Here is a 13,381-nt window from a genome sequence, read left to right on the forward strand (position 1 = left end):
CCTGTTACCCGTTCAGCGCTTCTGCGCCGCCGACGATGTCGATGAGTTCGCTGGTGATGGAAGCCTGCCGTGTCTTGTTGTAGAGCAGGGTCAACGTATTGATCATCTCGTTACAGTTACGCGTCGCGTTGTCCATAGCGGCCATGCGCGCAGCGTGTTCACTGGCAGACGTATCCAGCATTCCCCGGTAGACCTGAACCTTGATGTAGCGGGGGAGCAGCTCGGCCAGAAGGGCTTCTTCCTGCGGTTCGTAAACGTACTCGCAGTGGGCGGCTTCTTCCTGACCTTCTTCCGCTTCCGCCTCAGGGGCAGCCAGGGGCAGCAGGCTCAGTGTGCGCGGGGGCTGATGCCCCATGGACACAAACTCGCCGTACACCATCCAGACTTCATCAAAAGCAAAGGTTTCGTAGCCGTGAATGACTTCCTGCGCGATGGAGCTGGCCAGCGAAAAGTCCAGGCTGCCCATACGGTCACCGTAGGAGACCGAGATGTCGTAGCCGGCCTTGCGCACAGCGTCGCGTCCTTTGCGGCCCATGCAGGCGAAGGTGACCTTCATACCGGCATTGGTTTTTTCAGCAGCGAGCTTCAGGGCCGTGGTGATGATGTTGCCGTTGAAGCTGCCGCACAGACCACGATCGGACGTGACCAGCACGATGGCGCAGTTTTTCTTTTCCTCATGCTCGGCCAGCAGCGGATGGGCAGTGCCCTCCACCTTGCGGGCAAGCTCGGCCAGAACCTGGCGATACTTGCCGGCATACGGCCGGAAGCGTTCGATGCGGGCCTGCGCGCCGCGCAGTTTCGCCGAGGCCACCATGTTCATGGCCTTGGTGATCTGCTTGGTCTTGCCGACCCCCACGATTTTCATTTTTACGTCTTTGAGTGAAGGCATATGGGTATCCCCCGGCGTTAAGCCTGGTAGCCCTGCTTGAAGGCGGTAATCGCCTCGTTCAGCGCCTTTTCCACAGCTTCATCAATGACTTTCTTATCCTTGATGGCGTCCAGCACGTCCTTGCGGGTATCGCGCATGAAGGCCAGCATTTCACTTTCAAAGCGACGGATCTGATCCACCGGCACGTCGTCCATGTAGCCGCGGGTAGCGGCGTAGATGGAAGCCACCTGTTCCTGGGCGGGCATGGGCTGGTACTGGGGCTGCTTCAGCAGTTCCACCAGACGGGCGCCGCGTTCCAGTTTGGCCTTGGTGGCCTTGTCCAGGTCGGAACCGAACTGGGCGAAAGCGGCCAGTTCGCGGTACTGGGCCAGGTCCAGACGCATGGTACCGGCAACCTGTTTCATGGCCTTGATCTGAGCGGCGCCACCCACGCGGGACACGGACAGACCCACGTTAATGGCCGGACGCACACCGGCGTTGAACAGGTTGGGTTCCAGGTACACCTGACCGTCGGTGATGGAGATCACGTTGGTCGGGATGTAGGCGGACACGTCACCGGCCTGCGTTTCGATGATGGGCAGGGCGGTCAGGGAACCGGCACCGAGCTTGTCGCTCACCTTAGCAGCGCGTTCCAGCAGGCGGGAGTGCAGGTAGAACACGTCGCCGGGGAAAGCTTCACGTCCGGGAGGACGACGGAGCAGCAGGGACATCTGGCGATAACCCACAGCCTGTTTGGAGAGGTCATCGTAGATGATCAGGGCATGCTTGCCGTTGTCGCGGTAGTACTCGGCCATGGTGCAACCGGTGTAAGCCGCGATGTACTGCAAGGGAGCCGGGTCGGAAGCGGTGGCCGAGATGATGGTGGTGTATTCCATGGCACCGTGCTTGCGCAGGGTGTCGGCCACCAGGGCGACAGACGCTTTCTTCTGGCCGATGGCCACGTAGAAGCAGTGAATGTCGGTTTCTTTCTGGGCCAGGATGGCGTCGATGCAGACGGCGGTCTTACCGGTCTGACGGTCGCCAATGATCAGTTCACGCTGGCCGCGGCCGATAGGAGTCATGGCGTCGATGGCCTTCAGACCCGTGGGCATGGGCTCATGCACGCTCTTACGCGCGATGATACCAGGGGCCTTGATTTCCACCGGGCGGACTTCTTCGGCTTCGACCGGGCCGAGGCCGTCGATGGGCTGGCCAAGGGGGTTGAGCACGCGGCCCATAACCTTGTCGCCCACAGGCACGGAGAAGATCTTGCCGGTACGCTTGACAGGATCGCCCTCCTTGATGCCCACATCGGAGCCGAGCAGCGCGACACCCACGTTGTCTTCTTCGAGGTTGAGCACCATACCCATGACGCCGCCGGGGAATTCCAGCAGTTCCATGGCCATGGCATTCTGAACCCCGTAGACGCGGGCGATACCGTCACCGACATACAACACGGTGCCGGTTTCGCTCATTTCTACGCGCTGCTCGTAGTTTTTGATTTGATCTTCAATGATCTTGCTTATCTCTTCAGCTTTGATCTGCATGTGCTATTCACCCCTCTTGAATGTCTCCCGAAGGATCGCCAACTGCGCGCGCAGACTTGCGTCCAGCACTCGATCACCAACCTTGAGCACCACGCCCCCAAGGATGGAAGCATCCACATCAAAGGCAAGCTCAATGCTCGCCCCCGCCTTCTTTTCAAGCTCGGCCTTGAGTTCGGCCCGCTTGTTATCCGTAAGCTCCACGGCGGTAGTGAGCGTACCACGGATAATTCCTTTGGCGTCGTCAAGCAACTTGCCATACCAGCCGACAATCTCGCCGAGATAAGCCAGACGCTCTTTGTCGGCCAACAGCAGGCAGAAGTTGCTGACGGTTTTGTCCGCCTTGATTTTCTTAAGCAGCTTGCCCATCACAGCCTTTTTTTCATCGATGCTGATGACCGGGCTTTTCAGCGCGGCGTCCAGCTTCGGCGAGGCGGCAAGCATGTCTCCCAGCGCGGCGAGATCGCTCCCGTAACGCGAGAGGGCCTCATCCCCTTGTTGTTTGCCCAGCGCAAATATGGCGCCGGCATATCTGCGAGCAACTATCGCGTCCGTCAATGGAGCACCACCTTGTTGAGGGAGTTGGTAATGAGCTTTTCATGCTCGGCGGCGGTCAGCTTTTCAGCCAGGACCTTTTCCGCTGCGTCCACAATCTCATCGGCAATGGCGGCGCGCACTTCGGCCAGCATGGCGCGGCCTTCGTTTTCGGCAGTGCGACGAGCCTGTTGCACAATCTGTTCGGCCTGACGCTTGGCTTCTTCGACGACGGCCTGCTTCACGCTTTCGGCCTGAGCGAGGCTTTCATCGAGGATGGCCTTGCGTTCGGACTCAAGGTTGCTGATGCGCTTTTCCACTTCATCCAGGCGCTTCTGGGCTTCAGCGCGGCGGGCTTCCAGATCCTGGAGGTCCTGGCTGATGCGGGCGCGGCGGCCGGAGAAGAACTTGCGGGCCAGACCGCCCACGAAGTACCACAGGATACCGGCGAAGATGATGAAGTTGAGCACACGCCAGCCAAAGTCGCCCCAGCGCGGCGCGTCATGCCCTTCAGAGGCCTGCGCCCCCACGGCGAAAAGCAGCGTAAGCGCAAGGACAGGCACCATAACTCGCGTCAAGCCCAGCCCAGCGTGTTTCCATTTGCTCAAAGCCCACCCCCTTGATTGGGTTTCTCTTGATTCTTTACCCTCGCGGTCCGAAGACCGCCCGAAAAACCACCGAGCTCGCGCGTGGCACAGTGGCAGAAACGGCGTACTAGCCACGCAGCACACGCTCGGCCAGCTGGCCGGAGAGCGTGGCGACCTGACCGCGCAGTTCCTTCAGGGAAGCATCGGCTTCGGCCTGCAGGTTGCGACGGGTCTCGGCAATGATTTCCTGGGCGCGCTTCTGGGCTTCAGCCACCAGGCTGGCCTGTTCGGCGGCGCCGGCTTCGCGGGCCTTTTCGCGGTTCTGGCCTGCATCCTGACGGGCGCGGGTCAGCTGGTTGTCATAGTCGGAAAGGCGCTGTTCGGCCTGGTATTCGTAGGATTCGGATTCGCCGGACATATCGTCCATGACGGCTTTGCGTTTACGGATGATTTCGCGGATGGGGCGAATCAGAAGGAGGTTCAGCACGTACAGTGCAATGAAGAAGTTCACCAACTGGAAAACCAAGGTGATATTAAGGTCCAACATTACCGTATCCTCCCTCTGGACGGTGTGATGTTCAAAGCTTTTATAAAATACCCTCAACAAGGGGTTATGTCAAAGGGTATTGGTGACAAAATTCGCAAAGTCTTCGCATCTGCACAAACAATTTTATGATATTTTTCATATGTTTTCGTAAAAATCAAGTAATTTTAAGCTATTATCTCAAAAAATAAAAAGCGGGATCTCTTGGGAAAAATGCGTGGCCGCAAGGGCGGAAGAAGGTGGAATGAGGCAGGAGCCGTCAATTTTTGGACAGCGGCTCACGCTTCGCGGACTATCCGGGACCTCTCAGACCAGCAGCCACTGCTCCGCATCGTAGCCGGCGGCAGCCAGCCAGCGGGCGGCATCCTCGTCGGCGCCGTGGGCGGTGAGGGCGTTGAGCAGAAAACAGCGTCCCGGCCCGGGCAGGCCGTCCCGGCCGATGACCGGCACGCCGTGCACCTTCTGTCCGATCTTTTTGGGATCGATGTCCACGAAAGCGGCCACCTGCACGCCCCTTTCCCACAGGGGGGCCAGACGGCGGCGGGCCACCTTGCCCGCGCCCAGCAGATAGACCTGCGGGTGCCAGGGGTTGTGGCGCTCCAGCCAGCGGGCCAGCCAGAGGGCGCGCAACTGGTTGTTGGCGGCCTCGCAATAGCGGCTGTCGCTGCGGGTGGTGCGGCGCGGCGGGTCGTTCCAGACCAGCAGCTCCTGCGGCAGTTTGGCCATGCGCACACCGGCATGCAGCCAGCGCAGCCACAACTCCCAGTCCTCGGCGAAAAAGCCGTCGGCATAGCCGCCGTACAGCCGGGGCAATTCGCGCCGGAACATGACCGAGGGATGGCTGACGGGCGTATCGCGAAAACGGTTGCGGCTGATGGCCTCATGATCCAGCAGGCCGTTCTGCCAGTCCACGAAATGGGCAAAGCCGCGCGCGGTCTCGCGGTCGCCGCCAAAATGTACCCGCGTGGCCAGCAGGCCCGTTTCGGGATGTTCCGCCATCCAGGCGGCCTGCAGGGCCAGGCGTTGCGGGTGGCAGACATCATCGGCGTCCATGCGGGCGATGAGCGCGCCCCGGACGGCCTCCAGACCGGCATTGAGCGCGCCGGGCAGGCCCTCATGCGGCCGGTGCAGGACGCGCAGGCAGGGATATTCCGCCGCCAGGGCATCCAGCAGCGCCGCCGTGCCGTCGGTGGAACCGTCATCGACGGCCAGCACCTCGAAGCCCGGTACGGGGGCGTCCGGCGCGGCTTCCTGCCGGGCCAGGGAACGGATGGCCACGCGCAGGGGCTCTTCCCCCTCTGCCGTCAGGGGCAGGGAAGCGCCGTTCCAGACCGGCAGCAGGACGGTCACCAGCGGGCTAGCAGACATGTCTCCTCCCAAAAAACGCACGGGGAGCGCATCAGGCCGCTATGGGCGTGACGCGCTCCCCGTGATGATCAATGACGCAGCAGGGTCCGCACCGCCAGGCACAGTTCCGTGATGCTCTGGCGGGCGTCCAGTTCGTGGTGGGCGGCGTCCCGGTACAGGGGCAGGCGGGCTTCCAGCACCTCGCGCACTTCATCGTCCAGGCTCTTGCCGGTGAGACTGGGGCGCTGGGCCTCCAGCGGATTGCGCCGCAGGCGGGCGGCCAGCACCTCCACGGGGGCGGACAAAAAGAAGACCCGGCCATGTTCGCGCATGTAGCGCCGGTTGGCCTCCGCCAGCACCATGCCGCCGCCGGTGGCCACAACGCCACGTCCCGCCAGCTCCTCACTGGCCAGGCGCAGGGATTCGCTTTCGCGGCTGCGGAAGCCTTCCCAGCCCCAGCGGTCCACCATGGTCGCCACGTCCATGCCCAGACGCTCGCAAAGGTGGTGGTCCGTATCGCAGTAAGGCACGTCCAGCACTTCGGACAGGGCCTTGCCCAGCGTGGTCTTGCCGCAGGCCCGCGGGCCCACAAGGTAGATCAGGGACATGGTGCCTCCTTAGAGGATGCGGTTGCCGTCGGCCGTGATGAGCACCGTGTATTCCCAGCGGATGCCGCCCCATTGCGGATAGTAGAGGCCGGGCTCCACCGTGACTACCATGCCTTCCTGCAGGACCTTGTCGCCGCGACGGCCCAGGCTGGGGGCCTCGTGTGTCTCCAGGCCCACGCCGTGGCCCAGACCGTGGGTGAACCAGGCCTCCACGCCCGCCTTCTCGAACACGCCCCGCGCCAGCGTATAGGCCTCGTGCAGAGGCAGGCCCGGACGCATCTTGTCCAGGGCGGCCTGCTGGGCGTCGCGCACCAGCTTCATGGTCTCGCGGAACTCCTTGTGCGGCGCATCGCCCACCCAGAAGGTGCGCGTCTGGTCGGAGCAATAGCCGTCCACGCGGCAGCCCACGTCCACCAGCACCAGGCCGTTGTCCGGCAGCTTCTTCTCGCCGGGGATGGCGTGGGGCAGGGCCGCGTTCTGGTCCACGGCCACGATGGACGGGAAGGCCAGTTCCGAGGCGCCGTTGTCGCGGAAATATTTTTCGATGGCCCAGGCCAGCTCGGCTTCGCTGCGGCCCGGTTGCAGCTGGCTTTCCTCCAGCCAGCGCAGCATGGCGTGATTGAGGGCGAAGGAACGCTCCAGGGCTTTGATCTCGTCCGCATCCTTGATGACGCGCAGCTCTTCCACCAGGCCGTCGGCGGCCTGCAGATGCGCGCCGCGTCCCACGGCACGGCCCAGCGAGCGGGCGAAATTGAGGCTCACGATCTCCGCCTCCAGGCCCAGGCGGCTGCCGCAACGCCGCATGAGCTGGCCGATCTCCGTGGCCGCATCCGGGCCGTAGATGAGGATATGGTCCTCGTCCCAGAGACGGGCCGCCGCATCCTTGTAGCGAGCGTCCGTGCAGAGCCAGTCCCGCCCGTCCGCGCAGATGACCAGGCGTCCCGCGCTCTCGTTGAGCTGCACGTCATGCAGCTCGAAGCCGGAAAGATAAAAACGGTTGGCAGCGTGGCTTACCAGCAGGGCATCCAGACCGCGGGCGCGCATCAGTTGGCGCAGGCGGTCGCGTCGGGCAGCATAGGGCGTGTTCATGCGAGGTTCCTTTGCAGGGAAGGCAGGGCGGATGCGCGGGGGGAAGGGGGACCTTTTTGGAGAAAGGTCCCCCTTCCCCCCGGACCCCCCAACCCTTCCAAAAACTTTTATTCAGGCCGGTATGGCAGGTCCCCGTCTGGCGGATACAGGGCATGGCATCGTGCGCTGCCGTCGGGCGAGGCTTTGGGGACAAGGTGGCATCTTAGCCGCCGTCCGGCCCGGACGCAATGGCCCGGTTTGTGGAAGAAAATACGGCAGGGATGCCGGGCGGCTCTCTGCCGGAAGCCTATGCGGATGCCGGGCGGCTCTTTGGGGGTCCCGGCTATGTGTCTGAGGAGGGGTGTGGTCAGTCTCCCGGTCTCTTTTCCATGGATCTTTCCCCAAAAAACAAAAAAGCCTGTGTTCCCGCAGGGACACAGGCCGTGAAAGCGCGTTTGGGGAAGGAAGGGGGGAGTTTGAGGGGGGAAGGGAACCGCCTTTGTGCGCTAGCCAAAGGGGTTCCCTTCCCCCCTCAACAAAATCATTGTTGCAGAGCCTGACGCGCTACCGCGGCGCGCAGGCGGGCAGGCCGGCCACCAGATCGGCGTCGGCGGGCAGGAAGGGCAGGTCACGGGCCTGGGCGGGCGTGACCCAGCGCAGCTCCTGACGTTCCCGGGCGCAGGGCGTGCCGTCAAAGGCGGTGACGTGGAAGAAGTGCAGCTGCACGTGCAGGTCGCGCTCGGCATAATCATGCTCCACGATCTGCCAGAGCCGGCAGGCGCGCACGCTGATGCCCAGCTCCTCGCGCAGCTCGCGGCAAAGGGCCTGTTCGGCGGTCTCGCCGGGTTCGAGCTTGCCGCCGGGAAACTCCCAGTAACCGGCCATGGGCTTGCCTTGCGGGCGCAGGGCGGCCAACAGGTGGTCGTCCTGCCAGATGATGCCGCCGGCCACGACGATGGAGGTCATGCCGGATCCCCCATGCTGTCGATATCGGCGCGCTTGGCTTCGATGGCGGCGATCTGCTCTTCCAGGGCGGCCATGTCTTCCATAAGACGCTCGGTCAGGTCGCGCAGCTCGTTGAAGCGCTTGAGCAGCTCGGTGGAGCGGGCGCCGTCGGCGTAGACGGCCGGATCGGCCAGCTGGGTTTCCACGTCGGCCTGCTCGTTCATGGCCTTTTCCAGCTCGCCTTCCAGCGCGGCGTATTTCTGCTGCAGGGGCTTGAGCTCCTTGTGCAGGGCGTTGCGGCGCTCGGCCTGCTCGCGCTTGAGGCGCTTCTGCTCCTCGCGGGAGAGGTTGGCGCGGGGCGCGTTGTCGGGCTTTTCGGCCTTGTTGGAGGCATTGAGGCTGGGGCTGACGCTGCCGCTTTCCAGCGCGGCACGGCGGGCCGTGTCGTAGCTGGCAAAGTCGGGGTAGACGGTGATGCCTTTCTCATCCAGGGCCCAGGCCTCGGCACCCTCCTGAGAGAGCAGCCAGCGGTCGTGGGCCACCATGAGCAGGGTGCCGTCGAATTTTTGCAGGGCCGTGCCCAGGGCCTCGCGGCTTTCGAGGTCCAGATGGTTGGTGGGTTCGTCCAGCAGCAGGAAGTTGCAGCGCTTGAGGAACAGGCTGGCCAGTACCAGACGGCTCTTTTCACCGCCGGAGAGCTTGCTCACCTGCCGGTCGAAGTATTCCTGCCCCAGCAGGAAGAGGCCCAGCACGCTCATGAGCTCTTCTTCGGTGGTGCGGGGGTCGGACAGGCGCCGGATCTCGCCCAGCACGGTGGTGTCCGGGCGCAAGGTGTCCATCTGGTGCTGGGTGTAGTAGCCCAGGCGCATCTGGGGCGCGGTGACCACGTTGCCGCCGCAGCGTTCCAGGGTCCCGGCCAGCAGCTTGAGCAGGGTGGACTTGCCGCAGCCGTTGTGTCCCACCAGCGCCACGCGCTGGCCGTTGTAGAGGGTGAAGGTCAGCGGCGGCCACATCTGCTTGCCGTCCGGGAAGTGGAAGGCCAGATCGGCGGCGGCCAGAGCCACCTTTTCCATGTGCGGGGCTTCGGGCCAGGTGAAGTTCAGTTCCTTGCGCTTGGGCTCGGGACGGTAATCTTCCAGCTCTTTTTCCAGCTTTTTGGCCATCTTCTGGCGTGAACCGGCCTGACGGGCCTTGGTGGCCTTGGCACGGAAGCGTTCCACAAAGGCCATCTTGCGGGCCAGTTCGTCCTGCAGGGCCTTGGCTTCGCGTTCACGCTGGGCGTTGTATTCCTCCTGAAGGGAGAGGAACTGGGTGTAGGTGGCCTTGCGGAAGACCGGGCGGGACAGGCCCAGATAGAGCACGTGCGTGCCCACGCGGTCCATGAACACGCGGTCGTGGGCCACGAAGACCAGGGCGCCCTTGAAGTCCATGAGGAAGGACTCCAGCCATTCCACGGCTTCCATGTCCAGATGGTTGGTGGGTTCGTCCAGCAGCAGCACGTCGGCCCCGGCGGTGAGCACGCGGGCCAGCTTGGCGCGTTCGCGCCAGCCGCCGGAGAGCTCGCGCAGGGTGCGCAGCCACTTGCTTTCGGCAAAGCCCAGACCGGAGAGCACGGCCTTGGCGCGGTGCTCGGGATTATAGCCGTGGGTGGCTTCCAGCTCGGCCTGGCGGTGCATGAGCTGGGTCAGGCGCGCCTCGTCCTTCTGCTGGGCGGCCTCTTCCCACTCGGCCCAGAACTCGTTCCAGTCATGGAGCACGTCCAGCACATAGGTCAGCAGGGGCGTGTCCAGGGCCTCTTCGGAAAGCTCCTGTTCCACGAAGCCCAGGCGGCAGCCCCTGGGCAGGATGACACGGCCGCCGTCGGCGGGTTCCACACCGGCCAGCAGGCGGAGGAGGGTGGATTTACCGGTCCCGTTGGGGCCGCAGACGCACAGACGCACGCCGGAGTCCACTTCCAGCGAGAAATTGTTGAAGATGTCCCGTCCGCCGAAGGACTTGGACAGTTCCTGGATGGTTATTTTCACAGCAGGCCCTCGCGCCTGTAGCCTTCCACGGCTTCTTGCATGCCCTGGTCGAGCGTGAGGGCGGGGGCATAGCCGAGTTCCTCGCGCAGGCGCGACGCGTCGCAGGTCCAGCCGGACTGGCGGGCTTCGCGGTATTTGTCCAGATTCCAGTTGGGGGCGCGGCCCTTGCGTCCCAGCGCGGCCAGCAGGCTGCCGCCCAGCGTGGACAGCAGCGCGGTCAGGCCCAGGAAGCAGAGGGGCAGGCGCAGGATGCAGGCCTTTTTGCCCATGGCCCGGGCCATGGCGCGGTAAAAGTCGGCCATGGCGTAGCAGCCGCCGTCATTGACGTGATAGACGCCGTGCGCTTCGGGGCGGCAGCAGCAGACGATGGCGCGGCCCACGTCGCGGCCATGCACGGCCGAGACCGGGAAGCGGCGGAACATGCCGGGCGTGACGGCCACGCCGTAGCGCAGGCCCTGGAACACGGGCAGCAGGCCGCGGTCGCCGGAGCCGTAGATGATGGGCGGCCGCAGGGTGACCATGCGCTCGCCCAGGGCACGGCCCAGGATCTGTTCCACCATGAGCTTGGACCAGCCGTAGGCGGACACGGGCGCGCCGGGGGCATCGTCGCCTCTGCCGGCGGGCGTGTCGCAGGGGCCGCTGGCGGCCAGACTGGAGACCAGCACCATGCGCTGCGGGGCCTGGCCCTGCGCGTCGAGACGCTGCCAGGCCGTGGCCAGGGCGCGGGCGGCCTCGCTGTTGGCGCGCAGATAGTCCTGCCAGCCCAGGCCGAAGAGCAGGGCGGCCATGTGGATGCAGATGTCCTGGCCGCGCAGGGCTTCTTCCAGCCCGGCGCCGCTGCGCAGGTCGGCGCGGACGACCTCCACCCCGGCGGGCAGATGGTCGCGGCGGGACGTGGCGCGGGTGATGCAGGTGACGCGGGCCCCGGCAGCCACCAGCTGGGGCAGCAGGTGACGGCCCACGAAGCCGGTGCCGCCGGTGACGACGATTTTTTTGCCGTCCAGCCAGGGAGCGGGCATGCCCAGGGGAGTATCGGCGCTATGGCTCATGACACGATCTCCTTGCGGTACAGGCGGTAACGTTTGGTGATCCGCCCGGAAAAGTCTTCGATGAGGTCATTGACGGCCATGTTGTCCTCCAGCACCCACGAGCCTTCCACCTGGCAGAACTCGGGATGGCGGCGGGCCTGTTCCAGCATGTAGTCCAGCAGGAGCAGGGGCAGGCCCAGCAGGCGGAACTCTTCGCGGATGCCGAAGAGGATCATGCGGTACTTGCCGCGCATCTCGCCGCGCGCCTGCCAGTAATGCCACAGGGCGCTCAGGCCCAGCTTGCCGTTGAGGCGCTTGAGCAGGGGATTGAAGTCCGGCAGGGCCACCATACCCGCGGCGGGCTCGCCGTCATGGAAGAAGAGGACGAAGAAATCGGGATTGAGCAGGCCCTTGAGCTCCTTCACCAGCACGTCGGCCTCGCCGTCGGAAAGGGGCGCGAAGCCCCAGTTGCCCGCCCACGAGATGCGGTAGAGGTCCAGCATGATGCGGATGTCCTCGGTAAGGGTGGCCTTGGAGGAGACGCGGCAGGTGAAGCGCTTTTGATCCTTGAGGTGGCGGATCTCGTCCTTGAGCCAGTCCTCCACGTGCAGCTTGTCGCGCTCGATGAGGTAGGCGAACAGGTCCTGCTCCTTGCGCATGTGCCAGGATTCCAGCAGGGCGGGGTAGTAGGGCGGGTTCCAGGGCATCATGAGCGCGGGGGCCTCGTCGAAGCCGTCCACCAGCATGGCGCAGGTGTAGTTGGTGGACGGATTGAGGGGCCCGCGCATGAAGGCCATGCCCTGGCGGCGCAGCCAGTCGTAGGCGGCCTGCAGCAGGGCGTGAGCGGCCTCGCGGTCATCCCGGCACTCGAAAAAGCCGAAGGCCCCGCAGCGTTCGTCGGCATAGGCGTTGTATTTTTCGTCCACGATGGCCGCGATGCGGCCCACGGGGCGGCCGTCGCGCAGGGCCAGGAACAGTTCGCGCCGGGCGGTCTTCCAGAAGGGATGCTCGCCGGGCGAGAGCAGCTCGCGGTCCTGCTTTTTCAGGTTGGGCACCCAGAGGGAATCCGGCGTGTAGATGCTCCAGGGCAGTTCGACGAAGCGGTCCAGGTCTTCCGCAGTGTTGACGGGGATGATGCTCAGTTCTGCCACGCGGGCCTCCATGGAGCAGACTTGCAGGGGCTGCCGTACCCTGTTGCGGTTGGATCTTCGGGGCTGGCCGGGCCGTCCCGGCAGGCGCCGGGAGGCGGAAGCAAGGCCGGAAAGGGGCGCAGTGCCCCGGACAAAAAACACCGCGCGGGAGAGCGCCTTACGGTACCCTCCCGCACGGGAAAAGGAGCGGACGTGCGTTAGGCCGTCTTCAGGGAGCCGCGCAGCTCGTCCAGGCTGGTCACGCCCAGCTGGCGGCAGACGGCGGGCAGTTCCTTGACGATCTCGAAGGCGCGGTCGGGGCTGATGAAGTTGGCCGTGCCGATCTGGACGGCATGGGCACCCACCAGGATGAACTCCAGCACGTCTTCGGCGGAGCAGATGCCGCCCAGGCCGATGACGGGGATGTCCACGGCCTTGCAGACCTGCCACACGCAGCGCAGGGCCACGGGCTTGATGGCCGGACCGGACAGGCCGCCGATGACATTGGCCAGGCGGGGCTTGCGCCGGGCCACGTCCACGGCCATGCCCGAAAGGGTGTTGATGCACGAGATCATGTCCGCACCGGCATCCTGCACGCTGCGGGCCATGAGGGCGATGTCCGTGACATTGGGCGAAAGCTTGATGATGAGCGGCTTGTTGGGGGCCGCGTCACGGGCGGCGCGGGTGACGGCCGCGGCCAGCTTGGGGTCCTGCCCGAAGAGGATGCCGCCGCTCTTGACGTTGGGGCAGGAGACGTTCACTTCCAGCGCGGCCACGCCTTCCTCTTCATTGAGGCGGGCGGCCAGCTCGCCGAATTCGGCGGGGGAGGTGGCGTACAGGTTGGCGATGACGGGCAGCTGCTGCCAGGGCAGGCGGGGGAGCTTTTCCTTGCAGAAGGCTTCCACGCCGTCGTTCTGCAGGCCCACGGCATTGAGCATGCCGGCCGTGGTCTCCACGATGCGCGGGCAGGGGTTGCCGTCGCGGGGCAGCAGGGACAGGCCCTTGACGATGATGCCGCCCAGGCTGGTCAGGTCGCCGTAAGGGGCGAATTCCATGCCGTAACCAAAGGTGCCGGAAGCCGTGAGCACCGGGTTCTTGAGGTGCAGGCTCTGCGTGGGCCCCTTGAGGGTGACGGAAAGATCCATAGAGTGCTG

The 13,381-nt window shown here is 64.7% G+C and carries 13 protein-coding genes; all 13 read right to left on the minus strand.

Features of this window, described 5'->3' with window-relative positions; all coding sequences use genetic code 11:
* Positions 1 to 4: 4 nt before the first annotated feature.
* The 13 genes from ACQRBR_RS06190 to ACQRBR_RS06250 all read right to left on the minus strand — a co-directional run bounded on the left by ACQRBR_RS06190 (position 5) and on the right by ACQRBR_RS06250 (position 13,372).
* Positions 5 to 889 carry a F0F1 ATP synthase subunit gamma gene (locus ACQRBR_RS06190; RefSeq protein WP_303877986.1) on the minus strand — a complete coding sequence of 295 codons (885 nt, stop codon included), beginning with the start codon at positions 887 to 889 and terminating at the stop codon, positions 5 to 7.
* A gap of 17 nt (positions 890 to 906) precedes the next feature.
* Positions 907 to 2,415 (minus strand): F0F1 ATP synthase subunit alpha, encoded by a 1,509-nt coding sequence (gene atpA, locus ACQRBR_RS06195; protein ID WP_006007267.1) that lies wholly within the window; start codon positions 2,413 to 2,415, stop codon positions 907 to 909.
* 3 nt (positions 2,416 to 2,418) lie between these two features.
* The gene (gene atpH / locus ACQRBR_RS06200) at positions 2,419 to 2,970 is read right to left on the minus strand and encodes an ATP synthase F1 subunit delta (protein WP_006007270.1); all 552 of its coding nucleotides are present in this window, start codon (positions 2,968 to 2,970) and stop codon (positions 2,419 to 2,421) included.
* Positions 2,967 to 3,512 carry an ATP synthase F0 subunit B gene (locus ACQRBR_RS06205; RefSeq protein WP_168934757.1) on the minus strand — a complete coding sequence of 182 codons (546 nt, stop codon included), beginning with the start codon at positions 3,510 to 3,512 and terminating at the stop codon, positions 2,967 to 2,969. Before ACQRBR_RS06205 ends, atpH begins: the two co-directional genes overlap by 4 nt.
* Positions 3,513 to 3,660: 148 nt before the next feature.
* Positions 3,661 to 4,080, minus strand: coding sequence for an ATP synthase F0 subunit B (locus ACQRBR_RS06210; RefSeq protein WP_006007274.1), 420 nt, complete (start codon positions 4,078 to 4,080; stop codon positions 3,661 to 3,663).
* A 303-nt stretch (positions 4,081 to 4,383) separates the two neighbouring features.
* Positions 4,384 to 5,445: a glycosyltransferase gene (locus tag ACQRBR_RS06215; RefSeq protein ID WP_427812580.1), complete on the minus strand. Its 1,062-nt coding sequence runs from the start codon at positions 5,443 to 5,445 to the stop codon at positions 4,384 to 4,386.
* Between the two features lie 68 nt (positions 5,446 to 5,513).
* Entirely contained in the window at positions 5,514 to 6,032 is a 519-nt protein-coding gene (gene aroL, locus ACQRBR_RS06220) for a shikimate kinase AroL (protein WP_297137668.1), read from the minus strand.
* 9 nt (positions 6,033 to 6,041) lie between these two features.
* Complete coding sequence (locus tag ACQRBR_RS06225; RefSeq protein WP_303877989.1) at positions 6,042 to 7,121, minus strand: M24 family metallopeptidase; 1,080 nt, start codon at positions 7,119 to 7,121, stop codon at positions 6,042 to 6,044.
* A 543-nt stretch (positions 7,122 to 7,664) separates the two neighbouring features.
* A complete protein-coding gene (locus ACQRBR_RS06230) occupies positions 7,665 to 8,066 on the minus strand; it encodes a (deoxy)nucleoside triphosphate pyrophosphohydrolase (RefSeq protein WP_278338060.1) in 402 nt (133 codons plus the stop codon).
* Positions 8,063 to 10,069 carry an ABC-F family ATP-binding cassette domain-containing protein gene (locus tag ACQRBR_RS06235; protein ID WP_427812581.1) on the minus strand — a complete coding sequence of 669 codons (2,007 nt, stop codon included), beginning with the start codon at positions 10,067 to 10,069 and terminating at the stop codon, positions 8,063 to 8,065. Before ACQRBR_RS06235 ends, ACQRBR_RS06230 begins: the two co-directional genes overlap by 4 nt.
* Positions 10,066 to 11,118, minus strand: coding sequence for an NAD-dependent epimerase/dehydratase family protein (locus ACQRBR_RS06240; protein ID WP_304036926.1), 1,053 nt, complete (start codon positions 11,116 to 11,118; stop codon positions 10,066 to 10,068). Before ACQRBR_RS06240 ends, ACQRBR_RS06235 begins: the two co-directional genes overlap by 4 nt.
* Positions 11,115 to 12,248, minus strand: a complete 1,134-nt coding sequence (locus tag ACQRBR_RS06245) for a hypothetical protein (protein ID WP_427812582.1) — start codon at positions 12,246 to 12,248, stop codon at positions 11,115 to 11,117. Before ACQRBR_RS06245 ends, ACQRBR_RS06240 begins: the two co-directional genes overlap by 4 nt.
* A 197-nt stretch (positions 12,249 to 12,445) precedes the next feature.
* Positions 12,446 to 13,372, minus strand: coding sequence for a dihydroorotate dehydrogenase (locus ACQRBR_RS06250; protein WP_321127797.1), 927 nt, complete (start codon positions 13,370 to 13,372; stop codon positions 12,446 to 12,448).
* Positions 13,373 to 13,381 lie beyond the last annotated feature (9 nt).

This window comes from Desulfovibrio sp. SGI.133, from assembly GCF_050313955.1.
Lineage (GTDB): Bacteria > Desulfobacterota > Desulfovibrionia > Desulfovibrionales > Desulfovibrionaceae > Desulfovibrio.